Source organism: Facklamia sp. P12937 (assembly GCF_050409505.1).
Lineage (GTDB): Bacteria > Bacillota > Bacilli > Lactobacillales > Aerococcaceae > Facklamia.
The window spans coordinates 12,851-30,469 of record NZ_JBNUPI010000007.1; the positions used below are offsets into that span (position 1 = coordinate 12,851).

General features: G+C 37.2%; 19 protein-coding genes. 17 read left to right on the plus strand and 2 right to left on the minus strand.

Annotation, left to right across the window (positions count from 1 at the left end; genetic code table 11):
• Positions 1-97: 97 nt before the first annotated feature.
• Both ACQV2R_RS03700 and ACQV2R_RS03705 read right to left on the minus strand, forming a co-directional pair.
• Positions 98-766, minus strand: coding sequence for a type 1 glutamine amidotransferase (locus tag ACQV2R_RS03700; protein ID WP_428882092.1), 669 nt, complete (start codon positions 764-766; stop codon positions 98-100).
• A 13-nt stretch (positions 767-779) separates the two neighbouring features.
• Positions 780-2,120: a MurT ligase domain-containing protein gene (locus tag ACQV2R_RS03705; protein ID WP_428876000.1), complete on the minus strand. Its 1,341-nt coding sequence runs from the start codon at positions 2,118-2,120 to the stop codon at positions 780-782.
• A gap of 195 nt (positions 2,121-2,315) precedes the next feature.
• On the opposite strand from ACQV2R_RS03705, the gene ACQV2R_RS03710 reads away from it, so the two are divergent.
• The 17 genes from ACQV2R_RS03710 (at position 2,316) to ACQV2R_RS03790 (ending at position 17,613) form a co-directional block, all read left to right on the plus strand.
• Positions 2,316-2,894 carry a thymidine kinase gene (locus ACQV2R_RS03710; protein WP_428891843.1) on the plus strand — a complete coding sequence of 193 codons (579 nt, stop codon included), beginning with the start codon at positions 2,316-2,318 and terminating at the stop codon, positions 2,892-2,894.
• A 35-nt stretch (positions 2,895-2,929) separates the two neighbouring features.
• Positions 2,930-4,009 (plus strand): peptide chain release factor 1, encoded by a 1,080-nt coding sequence (gene prfA, locus ACQV2R_RS03715; protein WP_428882093.1) that lies wholly within the window; start codon positions 2,930-2,932, stop codon positions 4,007-4,009.
• The gene (prmC, locus tag ACQV2R_RS03720) at positions 3,993-4,880 is read left to right on the plus strand and encodes a peptide chain release factor N(5)-glutamine methyltransferase (protein ID WP_428891844.1); all 888 of its coding nucleotides are present in this window, start codon (positions 3,993-3,995) and stop codon (positions 4,878-4,880) included. The genes prfA and prmC overlap by 17 nt, the downstream gene beginning before the upstream one ends.
• Positions 4,861-5,886 carry an L-threonylcarbamoyladenylate synthase gene (locus ACQV2R_RS03725; protein WP_428891845.1) on the plus strand — a complete coding sequence of 342 codons (1,026 nt, stop codon included), beginning with the start codon at positions 4,861-4,863 and terminating at the stop codon, positions 5,884-5,886. Before prmC ends, ACQV2R_RS03725 begins: the two co-directional genes overlap by 20 nt.
• Positions 5,887-5,933: 47 nt before the next feature.
• Complete coding sequence (glyA, locus tag ACQV2R_RS03730) at positions 5,934-7,160, plus strand: serine hydroxymethyltransferase (RefSeq protein WP_428891846.1); 1,227 nt, start codon at positions 5,934-5,936, stop codon at positions 7,158-7,160.
• A gap of 26 nt (positions 7,161-7,186) precedes the next feature.
• Positions 7,187-7,825 (plus strand): uracil phosphoribosyltransferase, encoded by a 639-nt coding sequence (upp, locus tag ACQV2R_RS03735; RefSeq protein ID WP_428873857.1) that lies wholly within the window; start codon positions 7,187-7,189, stop codon positions 7,823-7,825.
• A gap of 60 nt (positions 7,826-7,885) precedes the next feature.
• Positions 7,886-9,127: a hydroxymethylglutaryl-CoA reductase, degradative gene (locus ACQV2R_RS03740; RefSeq protein ID WP_428891847.1), complete on the plus strand. Its 1,242-nt coding sequence runs from the start codon at positions 7,886-7,888 to the stop codon at positions 9,125-9,127.
• A gap of 41 nt (positions 9,128-9,168) precedes the next feature.
• Positions 9,169-10,404 carry a hydroxymethylglutaryl-CoA synthase gene (locus ACQV2R_RS03745; protein ID WP_428873859.1) on the plus strand — a complete coding sequence of 412 codons (1,236 nt, stop codon included), beginning with the start codon at positions 9,169-9,171 and terminating at the stop codon, positions 10,402-10,404.
• Positions 10,405-10,624: 220 nt separating this feature from the next.
• On the plus strand, positions 10,625-10,792 hold the full coding sequence (locus tag ACQV2R_RS03750) for a DUF1146 family protein (RefSeq protein ID WP_428873896.1): 168 nt from the start codon (positions 10,625-10,627) through the stop codon (positions 10,790-10,792).
• Between the two features lie 62 nt (positions 10,793-10,854).
• Complete coding sequence (gene murA / locus ACQV2R_RS03755; protein WP_428873860.1) at positions 10,855-12,168, plus strand: UDP-N-acetylglucosamine 1-carboxyvinyltransferase; 1,314 nt, start codon at positions 10,855-10,857, stop codon at positions 12,166-12,168.
• 25 nt (positions 12,169-12,193) lie between these two features.
• Positions 12,194-13,258, plus strand: a complete 1,065-nt coding sequence (locus ACQV2R_RS03760) for a rod shape-determining protein (protein ID WP_428873861.1) — start codon at positions 12,194-12,196, stop codon at positions 13,256-13,258.
• Between the two features lie 15 nt (positions 13,259-13,273).
• Positions 13,274-13,477, plus strand: coding sequence for a DNA-directed RNA polymerase subunit beta (locus tag ACQV2R_RS03765; RefSeq protein WP_428874971.1), 204 nt, complete (start codon positions 13,274-13,276; stop codon positions 13,475-13,477).
• A 40-nt stretch (positions 13,478-13,517) separates the two neighbouring features.
• Entirely contained in the window at positions 13,518-13,898 is a 381-nt protein-coding gene (locus tag ACQV2R_RS03770) for a hypothetical protein (protein ID WP_428874972.1), read from the plus strand.
• A gap of 173 nt (positions 13,899-14,071) precedes the next feature.
• Complete coding sequence (gene mraZ, locus ACQV2R_RS03775) at positions 14,072-14,497, plus strand: division/cell wall cluster transcriptional repressor MraZ (protein ID WP_428873897.1); 426 nt, start codon at positions 14,072-14,074, stop codon at positions 14,495-14,497.
• Between the two features lie 17 nt (positions 14,498-14,514).
• The gene (gene rsmH / locus ACQV2R_RS03780) at positions 14,515-15,459 is read left to right on the plus strand and encodes a 16S rRNA (cytosine(1402)-N(4))-methyltransferase RsmH (RefSeq protein WP_428873864.1); all 945 of its coding nucleotides are present in this window, start codon (positions 14,515-14,517) and stop codon (positions 15,457-15,459) included.
• Between the two features lie 20 nt (positions 15,460-15,479).
• A complete protein-coding gene (locus ACQV2R_RS03785; protein WP_428874974.1) occupies positions 15,480-15,923 on the plus strand; it encodes a hypothetical protein in 444 nt (147 codons plus the stop codon).
• On the plus strand, positions 15,916-17,613 hold the full coding sequence (locus tag ACQV2R_RS03790) for a peptidoglycan D,D-transpeptidase FtsI family protein (protein WP_428873866.1): 1,698 nt from the start codon (positions 15,916-15,918) through the stop codon (positions 17,611-17,613). Before ACQV2R_RS03785 ends, ACQV2R_RS03790 begins: the two co-directional genes overlap by 8 nt.
• The last annotated feature ends 6 nt before the right edge of the window (positions 17,614-17,619 follow it).

The window sequence follows — 17,619 nt, forward strand, 5'->3', positions numbered from 1 at the left end:
ATACTCCTTTTTAGAATCATTATCATTTATTTTAACATGAGGGTGACTCTTATTAAAGCTAACTAGAAAAAAGTTGAAGCCTTTGGCTTTAATTGCCTTAGGCTTCAACTTTAGGAGTCTGTTGATTAGAAAGAGCTAAATCAATTAACTCATCAGTCAACCAATCGTTTTTAACTAATAAGGGACCGTGAAAATAACTGCCAAAAGTATTGCGGTAATGGGTCCCTTCAGTTTGGTCTTTACCATTATTCCCATATCCTTGAATGACTTTTCCGAAAGCTTTTTGATTTTTTCCTAAATGAGTCACACCATTGTGGTTCTCGAACCCGATGAGTTCGCGCTTAAAATAGTCAGAATAGATTTTGGTATCACCGGTAAAGCGGTGGTTAATTTGTCTTTCAGTAAAATGGTCAAGAATACCAAGTCCCGGTAATTTTTCTCCTTTAGCATTAACATAATAATGACCTAAGAGTTGATAACCACCACAAATTGCTAGAACGACACCATCTTTTTCAATGAATTCTTGCAAACCAGGTCGGATGGATTGGATCTGTTTAGCAATTACCTTTTGCTCGTAATCTTGTCCACCACCAAAAAAGACTAAATCATAGGCAGTAGGATCAAAAGGGTCATCAATTGTTACCACTTCAGTTAATACATCCATCCCTCTTTTTTGGGCATGGTATTGAAGCATCAGTAAATTTCCATTATCACCATATGTATTAAGTAAATTACCATATAAGTGACAAATTCTAAAAGTTCTCATTCACTTCTTCCTCTCAATGATTTAGATAGCCCTGCTTTTTTAGTTCTTCTCTTAATTGAAGCATGGCAGTATAAGTTGCTAAAACATGAATGTTTTCTGTGTTGGCTTGCTCAATCAGCTGGAAAATTTCTTCTATTGAGTGAGCTTTTTTAATTTGATTTTCATCAATTCCCGCAACAATAATTCGCTTGGTCAAATCATCTACTTTATCACCAGCGGTGATGACTTCAGCGACTGGCATGGTCTTTAATCGTTCATAATTACCGTCCCAAATCCATGAAACATCTGTCCCATCAGCATATTGATTATTTAGAATATTGACTAAAGTGAAGGGTTGATGATCAAAAGTAATCAGTTCTAGTACTTGATCTAAACCAACCGGATTTTTCACCAAATTAAGTAGAACCTTTTTGTCTTTTATTTGAATACTTTCTTGTCGACCAAATACTTTCTTAGCTTTTTCAAAAGCTTGTCGAATCTCACTATCATCTAACCCTAACTCTCTAGTCAATGAATAAGCGGCTAAAGCATTATAAATATTATACTTACCAGCAACTGGTAAAGTGAAGGACTGGCCATTAATCGAAAATTGGGAGTGGGTAAGCGCCAGCTCATTAATTTGATCGACGGTATAAGTTAATTTGGGACGTTTAAAACCACAATGTTCGCAATAATATTTACCTAAATTAGCATAAGTAATCATTTTATAGGTTAGGATATGATCGCATATTGGGCAAAGTAAACCATCGGTATTATGATGCGGAACAATCCGTTCATCCTTTTGATGATCAAAACCAAAGAAAATTTTCTCATTTTCTATTTCTAATGAATTAAACATTGGTAGATCGCCGTTGGCAATAATTTTGGCTGTAGGCACACTTTTAGCAGCATTTTTTAATAAATCAAAAATAGTATGAAGCTCACCAAAACGATCCAACTGGTCGCGGAAAATATTTGTAAAAACAAAATACTCCGGTTGGATGGCTTTAACCACATGGCTTAAAGAGCCTTCATCGACTTCTAAAATGGCTATTCCTTTTTGGCCATCTTTTAAGCGAGGGGCTTGTAAAAACGTAGTTACTATTCCTTGATGCATATTTGATCCAGAGGGATTGGTAATGACTAAGGGCTCTACTTCTTTTAAAATTTCAACAATTAAAGAGGTTGTTAGCGTTTTTCCGTTTGTGCCAGTAACAACCACAACTTGATAATTGTTGGCTAATTCTTTTAAGAGATCGGGTTCTATAGTAAGGGCAATTTTTCCAGGTAAGGAGGACCCTCCTTGAGTGAATTTAGTTAATAAATAACGGCTTGTCTTTCCAATAATACGAGCGATTTGGCTACGTAATGGCATGCTACCACCTCAACTTTTCATAATATACAAGTAATATTATTCTATCAGTCCTCAAGTAAATTTGGAAGAAAGAATCTCTTTTGACAAGTGATAGGATGTGATAGAATAGAATAGTGTGTGAAGGATTGACTTTCTAAATAAAAATAACCTATTATGAATAGGTTGAATTAAACTACAGACAAGAGGAGCATGGTAATGGCTAAGTTTTATTATAAATATGGAGCAATGAATTCAGGTAAATCAATAGAAATTATTAAAGTTGCTCATAACTATGAAGAACAAAACAAAGCTGTGCAAATCTATACTTCAGCAATAGATAACCGTGACGGGGTAGGGATTGTTTCTTCACGAACAGGTTTCAATCGACAAGCTATTCCGATTTCTGATGAGGATAACTTTTATGAAAAGATTAAGGCTTCTCACCAAAAAGACCGCCTTTTTTGTGTCTTGGTTGATGAGGCACAATTCTTAAAGAAACACCATATCATTGAATTAGCTAAGGTTGTCGATGAGTTAAATATTCCGGTCATGGCCTTTGGTTTGAAAAATGATTTTACCAATGAACTATTTGAAGGGTCAAAATATTTGCTCCTTTATGCTGATAAAATCGAAGAAATTAAAACAATTTGTTGGTTCTGTCATAAAAAAGCCACTATGAATTTAAGGTTTCTTGATGGTCAACCAGTTTATGAAGGAGACCAAATTCAAATAGGGGGCAATGAAGCTTATTTACCTGTTTGTCGTAAATGTTATAAAAACCCTGGAAAAATTTAAAAAAAGACTTTAATAAGTAGATTGAGGAGAATGTCATGTTTGAACAATTAGATCAATTAATCTTCCGTTTTGAGGAAGTAATCGAAATGATGAGTGATCCAGAAATTATATCTGATTCGGATCGATTAAGAAAGTTATCGATTGAGGAATCCGATTTAAGACCCAAGGTAGCTAAAATTCGTCGTTATAAACAAGTCAATGAAGAACTATCAGATACAGAAGAAATGTTAGCGGGCGATTTAGACCCTGATATGGCAGAATTAGCCAAGTTAGAACTTTCTGATTTGAAGGAAGAAAAAGATCAATTAGAAGAAGAAATTAAATTGATGATGTTGCCAGAAGATCCTAATGATGGCAAAAACATTATCATGGAAATTCGAGGAGCAGCCGGTGGGGATGAAGCACAACTATTTGCAGGGGATCTTTTAACTATGTACTCCAAGTTTGCTGAAGCCCAGGGCTGGAAAGTCGAACTAATGTCAGCCAATATTACAGGCATTGGAGGATACAAAGAAGTAACCTTAATGATTACAGGCGAAAAAGTCTACTCCAAACTAAAATTCGAAAACGGTGCACATAGAGTGCAACGTGTACCAGAAACCGAATCGCAAGGTCGGGTTCATACATCCACTGCTACAGTAGTGGTAATGCCTGAACAAGAGGAAATCGATTTTGATTTAGATGAAAATGATATCCGTGTGGATATTTATCATGCTTCTGGTGCTGGTGGACAGCACGTTAACAAGACAGCTTCAGCTGTTCGAATGACCCATATCCCAACAGGAGTTGTGGTAGCTATGCAAGATGAGCGATCACAATTAAAAAATAGAGAAAAAGCCATGAAAGTATTAAGAACACGTGTTTACGATATTCTGCAGTCTGAAAAGCAAGAAGCTTTTGATTCTGAAAGAAAGTTGGCAGTAGGTACTGGAGACCGATCTGAACGAATTCGCACATATAATTATCCACAAAACCGTGTGACCGACCATCGGATTGGCTTAACCATTCAGCAACTCGATTCTATTATGCAAGGCAATATCGATGAAATCATTGATGCCCTTGTTGTATATGACCAAACGCAAAAGTTGGAGGAGCTCAATGGTCAAGGAGCATAAAGAACTAACTTTAAATGAAGCCCTCCAAAAGGCTTCATTTTTTTTGAATCAACACGGCCACGATGCAAATTTGGCGCGCTATTATTGGATGCAGTTGTTTGATTGGGATTTAAGTCAGACCGTCAAGTTTTTAAATCAACCGATTTCACAAGGTCTAGCCAGCCAATTTGATTCTGCTCTCCACCGGATAGTAAATGATGAACCGATACAGTATATTAGCGGCTACACTTATTTTATGGACCACAAATATCAGGTAAGTCCGGCTTGCTTGATCCCACGAGAAGAAACGGCTGGTTTAGTTGAAAAAGCGCTGGCTTATATGCGTCAGCTGCCTCCAGGCAAAGTAATCGATTTAGGAACCGGTTCAGGCATAATTGCTATTGAATTAAAGAAAGCTTTACCAACTTGGGAAGTATATGCTAGTGATTTCTCACAAGCAACCCTTCAACTAGCTAAGAAAAATGCTAATGACCATCAAGTGAATATTCAATTTGTCCATTCAGACTTGATGCAAGCCTTTAAGCCAGATTTTCAATTTGATGTATTCGTTTCTAATCCACCATATATTGCTCAAAGTGAGTTGGATTTAATGGATGCTTCTGTAAAAAAATATGAACCACAATCCGCCTTGTTTGCGGAAGATGAAGGTTTAGCCATTTATAAAGCTTTAGCTAAGCAATTACCTTCACACTTAAAACCAAGAGCCGGTGTTTTTTTGGAAATAGGTTTTGCCCAAGGACTGGCTGTTAAGACGATATTACAAGACGCTTTTCCAGCGGCTTTTATTCAAATTGGACGTGATTTTGCGGGTAAAGATCGATATGTATCTTTGATGCGAGAGGAGGATTTAAATGAAGACTCTAATTTTTGATAAGCAAAGCTTGCCTCAAGCAGCAGAACTACTAAAAAAGGGGGAATTAATCGCTTTTCCAACCGAAACGGTTTATGGATTAGGGGCTATTGCCACAAATCCAGTAGCTGTGGAAAAAGTCTTTAAAGCAAAGGGCCGTCCTAATGACAACCCCTTAATCGTGCATGTTGCCAATCAAGATCAAGTTGAAGAACTAGTGAATGAAATCTCCCCCATCGCTCAATCATTGATGGATAGTTTCTGGCCGGGACCTTTAACGATTATTTTTCCACTTAAAAAAGGCAAAGTAGCTGATAACGTGACTGGCGGTAAGCAAAGCGTAGCTATTCGGATGCCTAATCAGTCTCTCACCTTAGAATTAATTGACTTAGTGGGAACCCCACTAGTAGGTCCGTCAGCAAATCTATCTGGCAAACCAAGTCCGACGAGCTTGGCGCATGTACTACATGATTTTAGAGGTGTAATTGCTGGAATTCTAAATAATGGCCAAGCTTTAACGGAGGTGGGTATTGAGTCGACAGTTGTCTATCCCCATGAGGATAGAGTGGATGTCTTACGACCAGGCCATATCACGCCTAGTCAGATTCAAGCTAAAACAGCCTGTCCTGTTCAGATTGTTTCTGAAAAAATGCAATTGGCTAACTTAAATGTAGCTTCCCCAGGAGTCAAATATCGTCATTATAGTCCCAAACAACCGGTTTACCTGATAGCATTTCCGAGAAAAATAGAAGAATGGGTTGAATTAGTCAATAAAGAATCGATGAAGATAGGCATTTTGGCTGATAATGCTATTATTGATGGTTTGAAAGAATGGCCCCAGGTTGTCGATAGTTATTCATTGGGTCAACCGAATGACTGGCAGAGCGCTTCACAACATTTATTTTCTGGACTTAGGGCTCTAGAAAAAGGTCCGGCAGAGAAAATTTATGTTCAAGGATTAGAAAATGATGAGAAAACACTTGCTTTCATGAATAGGGTTACGAAAGCGTCGTCATTTATGTTATAATTAAACTACAACTAAATGTTGTAACTATTTTTTTGGAGGGTGTATATATGTCAAATATTAATGCAGAAGTTTTTGAGGTAATTGAAAAAGAACGCCAACGTCAAACGCATGGTATCGAATTAATTGCTTCAGAAAACTTTGTATCTGAAGATGTTATGAAGGTTCAAGGGTCAATCCTAACCAATAAATATGCTGAAGGATATCCAGGACGTCGTTATTATGGTGGGTGTGAATACGTAGACATCCTAGAACAATTAGCAATTGATCGTGCCAAAGAATTATTTGGCGCAACTTATGTTAACGTTCAACCTCACTCAGGTTCTTCAGCTAACTTAGCTGTTTACCGTGCCTTCTTAGAACCAGGAGATAAAGTATTAGGTATGGACTTATCTCAAGGTGGGCACTTGACTCACGGTTCACCAGTTAACTTCTCTGGTCAATCATATCATATGTTAGCTTATGGTCTTGATGAAAATGAACAGCTAGACTATGACACTTTAGAAAAAATTGCGCGTGAAGAGAAGCCAAAAATGATTATTGCGGGTGCTTCTGCCTACTCACGTACAATCGACTTTGAAAGATTTGCAAAGATTGCTAAAGAAGTTGGCGCTATTTTAATGGTTGATATGGCGCATATCGCTGGTTTAGTAGCGGCTGGTTTACATCCAAATCCACTTCCTTACGCGGATGTAGTTACAACTACTACTCACAAGACTTTAAGAGGTCCTCGTGGTGGCATGATCTTAACTTCTAAAGAAGAATATGGTAAGAAATTAAACTCTGCTATCTTCCCAGGAATCCAAGGAGGACCTTTAGAGCACGTTATTGCAGCTAAAGCAGTTGCCTTTGGTGAAGCTTTACAACCTGAATTTAAAGAGTATGCACAACAAGTTATTAAGAATGCTGCTGCTATGGCAGAAGTATTTAACGAGAGTGGCTTACGCGTTATCTCAGGTGGTACAGATAACCACTTAATGTTATTAGACTTAACAAGCTTTGATGTTTCTGGTAAGTGGGCACAAAACCGTTTAGAAGAAGTTGCAATCACTGTTAATAAGAACTCTATTCCAAATGACCAACGTTCATTTGTTGAAACATCAGGTATCCGTGTGGGAACACCAGCAATTACTTCAAGAGGTATTAAAGAAGATCAAGCACGTGAAATTGCTGAAATTATTGTTAAGGCTCTTAAAGCCGAAGAGTCTGAACTTGCTGAACTACGTAAGCAAGCAGAAGCAATTGTAGCTGACAAGCCTCTTAACGCTTATCACTAAGATACTTTAGATTAGGAGGAAAAAGAATGGCAAAATTTACGGTAGTTGATCATCCCTTAATTCAACATAAACTAACCATTATTCGCGATAAGAACGCTTCAACTAAAGTGTTTCGTGAAGTAACCAATGAGATTGCTATGTTGATGGCTTATGAAATCACACGCGACCTACCGCTTGAAGAAGTTGAAATTGAAACACCACTAGCTGTTACTAAGCAAAAACAAATTGCTGGTAAGAAAATGGCTATTGTTCCAATTCTTCGTGCAGGATTAGGTATGGTAGACGGAATTTTATCTTTGGTCCCCGCTGCTCGCGTGGGTCACATTGGTTTGTATCGTGAGCATGATACATTAGAGATTGTTGAATATTTTGCTAAGCTTCCTCTTGATATTAAAGATCGCCAAGTATTTGTAGTCGATCCAATGTTAGCTACAGGAGGATCTGCCATTTCGGCTCTTAAACAATTAACTGAGAAATATGGCGTTGATAAGCAGCACATTACATTCGTATGTTTAGTGGCTGCTCCTGAAGGAGTGAAGGCTTTGCAAGAAGCTTTTCCAACTGTTGATATCTTCACAGCTGCCTTGGATGAGCGCTTAAATGAGAATTCCTATATTCTACCAGGACTTGGTGATGCTGGTGACCGTATCTTCGGGACTAAATAATTTTTAAATTACTTGCACAGGTAGATTTTTCTACCTGTGTTTTTTTATGAGGAGCATTTAATGACACTTAAGAAATTTTACCGTCAATCATTACAGGAAAGACGTTTAAATATTTCCCCTTATTTAGAAAATAAGATGGATTTTCCTATATTAGATGAAAAAAGAGCCAATCAGATGATTGAAAACTATCTCTACACTTATGGCCTTCCAATGGGGATATTACCGACTATTCAAGTGAACAAAAAGGACTACATAGTTCCGATGGTAACAGAAGAACCATCGGTAATAGCTGCGGCATCCAATGGCGCCAAACATTTGGGTAATATTAAAGCGCATTTAGACCGTAAAACAATTAAAGGACAAATTGTTTTAACTGATTGGACAGAAGCTGAAGCGAAACAAGCTCTTAACAAGCATAAAGAGGGGTGGTTGAGCTTTGCTAAAAAAGTAGCTTATCGGATGGTAGAAAGAGGAGGGGGACCTTTAGATATTGAGTATTCGGCTTATCGTAGCAATCAGACGCTCTACCATTCCTATTATCTACTATTTGACCCTTGTGAAGCTATGGGAGCCAACTCTTTAAATACTGTTTTGGAAGCATTAGCCTTTGAGATAAAAAAAGATATTGGTGGCAAGGTTTTAATGGCAATTCTTTCAAATTACAATCCACAAAATTTTGTTAAGGTGGAAGCGACTCTTTCTATTGAGCGTATAGATATAAATTTAGATAGAGCCCATCCTATTGCCCAAAAAATTGCTATGGCTAGTGACTATGCCCAATTGGATCCTTACCGTGCCACAACTCATAATAAAGGGATTATGAATGGAGTGGATGCGGTTTTGATTGCTACAGGAAATGATTGGCGTGCGGTAGAAGCGAGTGTTCATGCCTTTGCATGTAAAGAAGGAAAATATCGAGGTTTAAGTCAGTGGTTTTATGATTCTAAGAAGGCTGAATTGAGCGGACATATGGACATTCCTCTTCCAGTCGCTACGGTGGGGGGGACCTTATCCATTCATCCAATGGCAAAGTGGTCTTTAAATTTAATGGGAAATCCTAATGCTTTAGAGTTAGCTCAAGTTGTTGCTTCTGTCGGTTTAGCCCAAAACTTTGCAGCCTTAAAAGCCATCGTATCCGAAGGTATACAAAAGGGTCATATGGGATTGCAGGCTCGTAGCTTAGCGATACAAGTGGGAGCCAAAGCCGATGAAATCGACCTATTAGTTAAATTGTTAAAAGTAAGAGAAAGCTTTAACTCTCAGATTGCAAGGGATTTACTAGACAAAATGAGAAATTCGTAAGATAATGTCTATTATGATTGAAAAAACTGAGGAGGGAATTAATGAAAACAAAAGTTGGAATCGACCGTATTCATTTTTATATACCACCCCAATATGTAGACATGGAGGAATTAGCTCAAGCAAGAGATATTGATCCAGCAAAATTTACAATTGGAATCGGCCAAAGTCAAATGGCTGTCACGGATTACAAACAAGATATTGTTACATTGGCCATTAATGCAGCGTTACCAATTATTTCAAAAGAAGATCGGGACTTAATTGACCAAGTGATTGTAGCTACTGAATCGTCTTTTGATTATTCTAAAGCAGCTTCAATATATTTGCACCAAGCATTAAAGATTAACCGTTTTGCACGCTCCTATGAAATCAAAGAGGCATGTTATGCAGGAACGGCAGCTTTACAAGCGGCTGTTGACTATGTGCGCTTAAGACCCGAAAGAAAGGTGTTAGTCGTTACAACCGATATTGCTCGATATGGTCTAGCGTCTTCTGGAGAAGCGACTCAAGGAGCAGGAGCAGTGGCTATGTTAATAACTGCTGATCCAGCGATTTTAGCTATTGAAGAAGAAAGCATTGCTTATACTGACAATCAATTTGATTTTTGGCGACCACAATACGACATATATCCACGTGTAGACGGTAAGTTTTCTACCAATCTATATAATCAGACCTTTTTGAATATTATGGAAGAAGTAGGTAAGCGTAAACCGGATTTTTGGGATGCTTATCAAGTACAATTGTTCCATTTACCATTTACCAAAATGGGTCGTAAGGCGATTAAAAACTATCGTCAGTATTTAAATGATTCAACAAATACACTCAAAGATGTAGATCAGAAGTTGAAGGCTTTAGACCGTTTTGATAAACATTACGATCACGCTGTTCAATATTCAAGACATATTGGCAACATTTATACTGGCTCGCTTTATCTAGGCTTAATTTCACTTTTAGTTCATGATCAAAGTCTTAAAAAAGGCGATAAGATTTCCCTATTTTCTTATGGTTCAGGTGCGGTTGCTGAATGTTTTTTTGGAGCATTACAGCCAGGTTTTAGAGAGGCTATACTCTTGAATGAAATTGAAGCAATGTTCCAGAAACGTCGAAAGTTAAGCATTGAGGAATATGAAAAGCTATACTTAGAAGCCATTGAGCCTAGTGACGAAATAATTGAATTTGATCCAAGTGTTCATGAAGGAGAGTTTTATTTGGCTAAGATTGATAACCATCGACGTTATTATCTACAAAATGCTAGTCATCAAAATGACTTTAAAAAGTAATAAATAGATTTCATACTGTTAAAGATTAGCAGGATAGCTTTTTTATTGTGAAAAGTTAAGCCCTATTTCTTTTTGATAGTATTTTTGCTTTATAGTCATTTTACTTACTTCTTATTTATGCTATGATGATTACGAACATGAAAGGGTGATTTAAATGTATGCAATTATAAATGGTATGGCAGTACTGTTTTTTCGCATTTTCTTTGTCATCCTAGCCTATATGGCTCTGTCAAAAGTTAATTGGAGGAGTGTTTTACAGCCTCAACACCAAGCAATGGACCGATACCTATGTATTTTATGTAGTATTGGCTTGGGCTATTTGACAAGTTCGTTTTTTATAACAATCATTGAAACCTTACGTCTACTATTGATGTCAGCGTTTCTCTAATCATGTGTATAAGTCTCTCGCCTACTCCAAAGCGATAGTCTTCAAAAGGGGATTCATTTAAAATGGAAGAAATTATTGTACAAGGTGGCAACCGTTTGGAGGGTACAGTCAAGGTTGAAGGTGCTAAGAATGCAGTTTTACCAATTCTGGCAGCTTCTATTTTGGCGTCGAAAGGAATTACACGACTAAGTAATGTGCCTGTTTTATCAGACGTTTTAACAATGAACGAATTGCTAAAGAATATTGACCTAGAGACTAAATTCAATCAAGCGAATAATCAGATGACGCTCGATGCGACAGGTCGGGTTAAAACTATGGCGGACTATGACTTTGTTAGTAAAATGCGCGCTTCGATCGTTGTAATGGGACCAATGTTAGCACGTTTTGGTCATGCGCGTGTGGCCATGCCAGGCGGTTGTGCAATCGGTACACGTCCCATTGATTTGCACCTAAAAGGATTTGAAGCATTAGGAGCTACTATTGAAAATGCAGCAGGATATGTTGAAGCAAAAGCAGACCAGTTAATCGGAGCCAATATTTACCTGGATTTCCCTTCGGTGGGAGCCACTGAAAATATTATGATGGCTGCTGTTTTAGCTAAAGGCGAAACAGTGATTGAAAATGTTGCTAGAGAACCAGAGATTGTTGACTTAGCTAACTTTTTAAATAAAATGGGTGCTAAAGTTTCAGGTGCTGGAACGGAGACAATACGTATCGAAGGTGTTTCAGAACTTTTGGCTACGGACTATGAAGTTATGCCAGATCGTATCGAAGCCGGTACTTTTATGGTAGCGGCTGCTGTGACTAATGGAGATGTCATGATTGAAGGAGCGATTGCTCATCACAACAAACCGCTAATTAGTAAGTTGCAAGAAATGGGCGTTGTTTTTGAAGTGTTTGATTCTTCGCTAAGGGTAATTGGTCCCAAGGTTTTGAAACCCACAGACATTAAAACCATGCCTTATCCAGGCTTTCCAACGGATATGCAGGCACAAATGTCGATTGCTCAATTATTAGCTAAGGGAGACTCAGCACTTTCTGAAACCGTTTTTGAAAATCGATTCATGCACTTTGAAGAATTGCGTCGAATGAGCGCCGATTTCAAAATTGAACGCCAAACAGTTGTAATGTACGGACCTGCAGAATTATCAGGTGCCCAGGTTAAAGCGACAGACCTTCGTGCGGCAGCTGCTCTTATTATTGCAGGACTTACTGCTAAAGGATTGACAAGGGTTTCTGAGTTGAAATATCTTGATCGTGGTTATTACCTCTTCCATGAAAAGCTAGCTCGCTTAGGAGCAAACATCGAACGTGTTAATATCCAGCCAATTCCATCCATTCAAAATAAACCAGCTGTAAAAGCTGTGTTTGCTTAATTATCATCCAGAAAGGATGAGTATAATGGCTAGAGATATAGGTATTGATTTAGGAACAACCAATGTATTAATCCATCTTAAAGGCCGAGGAATCATTTTAAATGAGCCCGCAGTGATTGCTGTAGATCAATCGACTCAAGAAGTAATGGCAGTGGGACGAGAAGCTTATGAAATGCGGGGTAGAGTGCCAAAGTCTCTTGAAGTTATACAACCTTTAAAAGGTGGAGTGGTATCAGACTATGACTTAACCGAAGCCATGCTTCTTCACTTTTTCAAGCGCGCACACATTCGACGTGGCTTGAGAAAGGCAAATGTTTTAATTTCAACGCCAACCAATGTAAGTGAAATAGAACAACTTTCACTATTCGAGGCAGTTCAAAAAGTTACTTCGGGTAGGGTTCGAGTAGAAGTTGAACCGATGGTAGCGGCTATCGGTTCGGGCCTAGATGTTTTATCAGCCAAAGGAAGTATGATTGTAGATATTGGTGGAGGAACGACGGATATAGCAATTATTGCTTCAGGTGAAATTCTTCACGCAGAATCGATTAAGATAGCTGGTGATGACTTTGATGAAGCTATTATCCAGTATTTTAAGGACCATTACCAACTACTCATTGGGATCCAATCAGCTGAGAGGATAAAAATGCAACTTGCCTGTGCTAAAAAGGTGGATGGAAGAGATGTTCATAACCAAGAGTTAAAGGGGCGCGATCTTGTTACAGGATTACCAAAAGCAATTAATGTTGACTCTAACGATTTACATCGGGCATTAAAAGATTTATTAGATCAAATAGTGAGAACAATACGCAGAGTGATTGAACAAGCTTCTCCAGAAATAATCGCAGATATCCATGATCAAGGACTGGTTATTACAGGCGGGGGCGCGATGATCCAAGATCTAGATTTGTTAATCACTGAGCAGATAAAAGTCTCAGCTATTCCTTCTGATCAACCCATGAATGCTGTAGCATTAGGAACTGGTATAATGATGGATTGGGTCGAATCCGGTTTAATTGATCCAAACAAAAATAATAAAAAACCAAGTAAGCCAAATTTCTTTATGAGATTGTGGCAATCCATTTGGAAATAAACTAGGGGTGAATAAATGGCAGAGAAGTTAAAATATTTAGAATATCCACTATTTAAACAAGTTATGAAAGGGATCTTCAAAGTTTTTTTCTTTATCATCCTTTTAATTATTGTCTTTGGAATGGGTTTAGTTATCGGTTACGCTGTTTTAGGAGACGGAAATTATTGGGAAGTATTTAATCAAGATACTTGGTTGCATTTATTGACATTTATTGAATAATATTAAAAGGAAATATTCATTAGAGGAAAGAAGGGATACTTTGCAGACAAGTGATTTTTCTGTATTTGAGCTATTGCTTTATATCATTCCTCTAACTATGATTTTTTTAATTAAAAAATATGGGAGACCTTATTTAACCTATTTTAAAAATTGGCCTATAACATTAGCCATTTGTTTATTACCCACTTTATTGGTTTTAATTTACGGTTTTGGCTGGCTAATTTTTGGTTTTAATGTGCTACCATTTATTATTTTATTTTCTTCTTTTGCAATCGGTGTTCAATTACATAAGTATATACAAGAAATCGACCATTTCTATTTTAAGCAATTTTATTTGCCTGCAAGTGAATTACTTTTTTATTTCTTGGTTTTTTATTTAGTGGGAATGATTATTTTAAGATGGTGGACGATTTTTTTCTAATTACCCCACCACTTTTTTAATAGCTTTAAATGATCATAATATCAAGCTTTAACAGGTTTTGCTTTCTAGCAAAACCTGTTTTTTTATTCAATTTTGTCTATAAGGTGGTGAAAAGTGGGAGTATGTGGTAAAATTAATCTAACTTAGGAGAGGAGTGTGAACAAGTCGTGTTAATGGGAGAATATCAACATAATATCGATTCCAAAGGCCGCTTGATCATGCCTGCTAAGTTTCGTCCAGAACTAGGTTCGACTTTTATAGTAACTAGAGGTCTGGATGGCTGTTTATTTGGCTACCCCATGAATGCATGGGAAACAATTGAAGAAAAATTAAAACAATTACCTCTAGCTAAAAAAGACGCACGTAAGTTTACTCGTTTTTTCTATTCGGCTGCCACCGAAGTAGAAATCGATAAGCAAGGACGGATAAATTTACCAAAAAATCTTATAGAGTTCGCTAAGATTGATAAGGAATGTCGTGTGATTGGCGTATCAGACCGTATCGAGATTTGGAGCAGTGAGCTTTGGGAAGATTTTGCAGAGGATGCTGAGGAAAATTTTGAAAATATTGCAGAAGAAATGATTGATTTTGGATTTTAAAATAACGAGGTGACAATATGTCCTTTGAGCACGAAACAGTTTTACTAAAGGAAACAATTGATGGTTTAGAAGTGAATCCCAATGGAATTTATGTTGATTGTACATTGGGTGGCGCTGGACATGCTCAATACTTATTAAGCCTTCTTTCAGACCGTGGAAAATTATTGGCATTTGACCAAGATCTTATGGCAATTAATAATGCTAAAGTAACTTTAAAAGAGCAATTATCCCAAGGAAAAATAACTTTTTTTGAAAGAAATTTTCGTGATTTAGAAGTCGCCTTATCGGAGCAATCAATTCACCTAATTGATGGGATTTACTATGATTTGGGAGTATCTTCACCACAATTAGATATTGCGGAAAGAGGGTTCTCCTATCATCAAGAAGCAAGGCTAGATATGCGAATGGACCAAAGGCAAGAGCTCGATGCTTATGAAGTAGTAAATACTTGGGATTATAATGATTTGGTGCGTATTATCTTCCGGTATGGTGAAGAAAAATTTGCTAAAAGAATTGCAAGAAATATTGAACAAAGTCGTAAAAAACAAGCAATTGAAACAACTACTCAATTAGCAGAGATTATTAAAGAAGCGATTCCTGCCGCGACACGTCGGACCGGTGGACATCCAGCTAAGCGAGCTTTTCAAGCCATTCGAATAGCTGTTAACGATGAGCTTGGCGCAGTCGAAAGTTCAATTGAACAGGGGTTAAAACTGTTAAAAGTAGGTGGCAGGATGGCAGTTATTACCTTCCATTCCTTAGAAGATCGATTGGTTAAACAAATGTTTAAGCAAGTATCTACCTTACCAGAAACACCTAGAAATTTACCTGTTTTAAGTAATCAACAAGCAGATTATCGAATAGTTAATCGAAAACCGATACTACCTTCAAAAGAAGAGTTAAAGAATAACAATCGTTCAAGATCAGCAAAATTAAGAATTATTGAAAGAATTAGTATGTAGTATTGAGGAGGATAGCGATTGTGACTGAAAGTTATCAAAGAAGAAATTATTATAATAAAGACCAAGCCCAATCGCTAGTCGGTCAATCTACTGATACGTTTGATGGCTCAGCAGTCCGAAAGATTGAAGAGTGGGAACTTTCCCATCAATCTGATTGGTTTGATAATGAAGATAGGAGATCAAAAAGGCAAACGATTATAACGAATCGAAACTTAGCATTGCTAGGTATTTTTATAATGGTTAGCTGTTGCTTTGCGAGTCTTTATATTCATTGGCAAGTCAACCAGGTTAACCAAAGGATTCAAGAGATCCAGTTGGAAGAGGCTGAGCTTGTCAAAGAAACAGAAATGTTAATGGTCGAAAAGGCTGAAAACTTAAAGTATAAAAATATTGAGCTTGTAGCAGAAGCCAACGGTATGAAAGCAGAAATGGATCGCGTAAAGGATATCGATCAAAATGACTAATAATAATGCGAATAATAATCAAGGGATGAATTTGTTTTTTTTAGCTATCATTGTAATTTTAATCGGTTTAGTAATGATTGGTCGAATGGCACAAATAGCTTTATTCAAACAAGTAAATGGTGTTAATTTAACTAAACTAGAAATGCAAGTAGACAATAGAAGTAGTATTGCTAAAGCAAAAAGAGGCACAATTTATGATCAGTTTGGTCAGCCTATTGCAATGGATACTACTTCTTATTCTATGTACGCTGTTCTAGATGCTGATTGGGCAGAAGGTGAAACGGTTAAAGACATTGATTATACGGCGACCATTCTTGCTAAATATATCGATATGCCGAAAGAAAAAATATGGACGCAATTAAATAGTGATAATGTCAATCAAGTTGAGTTTGGCTCAGCTTCTAAAAACATATCAGCACAGACAAAATTAGCAATTGAAGCTGAAAACTTACCGGGAATCTTTTTCACTAGTCAGGTGAGCCGTTATTATTTCAATGACTACTTTGCCTCTCACTTAATAGGTTATGCAGAAGTTAATGAAAGTAACCAAGAAGGTTCTCAATCAAGTTTAGTTGGAGCCATGGGTATTGAAGCGGCATTTGATGATATATTATCGAGTGGGAAATCAAGCAAAAATTCAACTGACCTTCAATTGGCTAATGATATCTATTTAACTTTAGATAGTCGTATCCAAAATCAGACCGAGACTATTCTAGATAAGATTTTTAAGAAATATCAACCTGAGTCAATGGGGGCTTACTTGGTTGAATTAGAAACTGGTAAATTATTAACCTCAGCTCAAAGACCTTCATTTAATTTAAATACCAGAGAAGGAATCGACTCTCTTTGGCAGAATTTGTTAGTTGAAACAGCTAACGAACCAGGATCAACTGTTAAGATTTTGACCATGGCTAAAGCAAAAGAAATGGGTGTTTATCAACCGGGAGAAACGTTCTTATCGGGTATGGTAAAAGTGTTTGATCGTGAAGTAAGAGACCATAACCAATTCGGTTGGGGACAAATTTCATTTGAAGATGGCTTCATTCGCTCTTCAAATGTGGCAATGGTCGAATTAGTGAATCGTATGGGAGACCAAGTTTGGACTGAAGAATTAAAAAAATTTGGTTTTGGCGTTAGCACAAATAGTAAACTAGCGAATGAAAATCCGGGTTCACTCGATTTCACTAACCCTACATCACGAATAATGTCTGGCTTTGGCCAAGCATTTTCAGCTACACCGATGCAACTTTTACAAGCTTATAGTGCGGTTGCTAACAAAGGGCAAATGATGAAAATTCAATATATTGATCATATTGATAAAAGCGGACAAAGCTATCAAAAACAAAACTTAGGGCAAGTTATTGAACCTGAAGTAACTTTCTATATTATTGACTTGATGACTAAAGCGGTTGAGGATCAAAATGGGACTTCAAGACCTTTTAAATCTGACATAGTCAGAGTGGCGGCAAAAACCGGAACGGCTCAAATTGCTAATGAAGAGGGAACAGGCTATCTAACGGGACAAAACGACTATTTTTATTCAGTCATCAGTTTCTTTCCTGCTGAAGAACCTAAATACATGTTATATTTATTTATTAAAAGGCCACAAAATGACTATGGTATTTATGGAACTCAGATGCTGTCCGAAGTTTTTCATCCAATGTTAGAGTCTATATTAATCAAGCAGTAGAGAGAA

What these genes read in the sequence shown, in the direction of transcription:
- ACQV2R_RS03700 (WP_428882092.1), bottom strand. Translation starts at nt 766, where the DNA reads ATGAGAACTTTTAGAATTTGTCACTTATATGGTAATTTACTTAATACA.
- ACQV2R_RS03705 (WP_428876000.1), bottom strand. Translation starts at nt 2,120, where the DNA reads ATGCCATTACGTAGCCAAATCGCTCGTATTATTGGAAAGACAAGCCGT.
- ACQV2R_RS03710 (WP_428891843.1), top strand. Translation starts at nt 2,316, where the DNA reads ATGGCTAAGTTTTATTATAAATATGGAGCAATGAATTCAGGTAAATCA.
- prfA (WP_428882093.1), top strand. Translation starts at nt 2,930, where the DNA reads ATGTTTGAACAATTAGATCAATTAATCTTCCGTTTTGAGGAAGTAATC.
- prmC (WP_428891844.1), top strand. Translation starts at nt 3,993, where the DNA reads ATGGTCAAGGAGCATAAAGAACTAACTTTAAATGAAGCCCTCCAAAAG.
- ACQV2R_RS03725 (WP_428891845.1), top strand. Translation starts at nt 4,861, where the DNA reads ATGAAGACTCTAATTTTTGATAAGCAAAGCTTGCCTCAAGCAGCAGAA.
- glyA (WP_428891846.1), top strand. Translation starts at nt 5,934, where the DNA reads ATGTCAAATATTAATGCAGAAGTTTTTGAGGTAATTGAAAAAGAACGC.
- upp (WP_428873857.1), top strand. Translation starts at nt 7,187, where the DNA reads ATGGCAAAATTTACGGTAGTTGATCATCCCTTAATTCAACATAAACTA.
- ACQV2R_RS03740 (WP_428891847.1), top strand. Translation starts at nt 7,886, where the DNA reads ATGACACTTAAGAAATTTTACCGTCAATCATTACAGGAAAGACGTTTA.
- ACQV2R_RS03745 (WP_428873859.1), top strand. Translation starts at nt 9,169, where the DNA reads ATGAAAACAAAAGTTGGAATCGACCGTATTCATTTTTATATACCACCC.
- ACQV2R_RS03750 (WP_428873896.1), top strand. Translation starts at nt 10,625, where the DNA reads ATGGCTCTGTCAAAAGTTAATTGGAGGAGTGTTTTACAGCCTCAACAC.
- murA (WP_428873860.1), top strand. Translation starts at nt 10,855, where the DNA reads ATGGAAGAAATTATTGTACAAGGTGGCAACCGTTTGGAGGGTACAGTC.
- ACQV2R_RS03760 (WP_428873861.1), top strand. Translation starts at nt 12,194, where the DNA reads ATGGCTAGAGATATAGGTATTGATTTAGGAACAACCAATGTATTAATC.
- ACQV2R_RS03765 (WP_428874971.1), top strand. Translation starts at nt 13,274, where the DNA reads ATGGCAGAGAAGTTAAAATATTTAGAATATCCACTATTTAAACAAGTT.
- mraZ (WP_428873897.1), top strand. Translation starts at nt 14,072, where the DNA reads ATGGGAGAATATCAACATAATATCGATTCCAAAGGCCGCTTGATCATG.
- rsmH (WP_428873864.1), top strand. Translation starts at nt 14,515, where the DNA reads ATGTCCTTTGAGCACGAAACAGTTTTACTAAAGGAAACAATTGATGGT.
- ACQV2R_RS03790 (WP_428873866.1), top strand. Translation starts at nt 15,916, where the DNA reads ATGACTAATAATAATGCGAATAATAATCAAGGGATGAATTTGTTTTTT.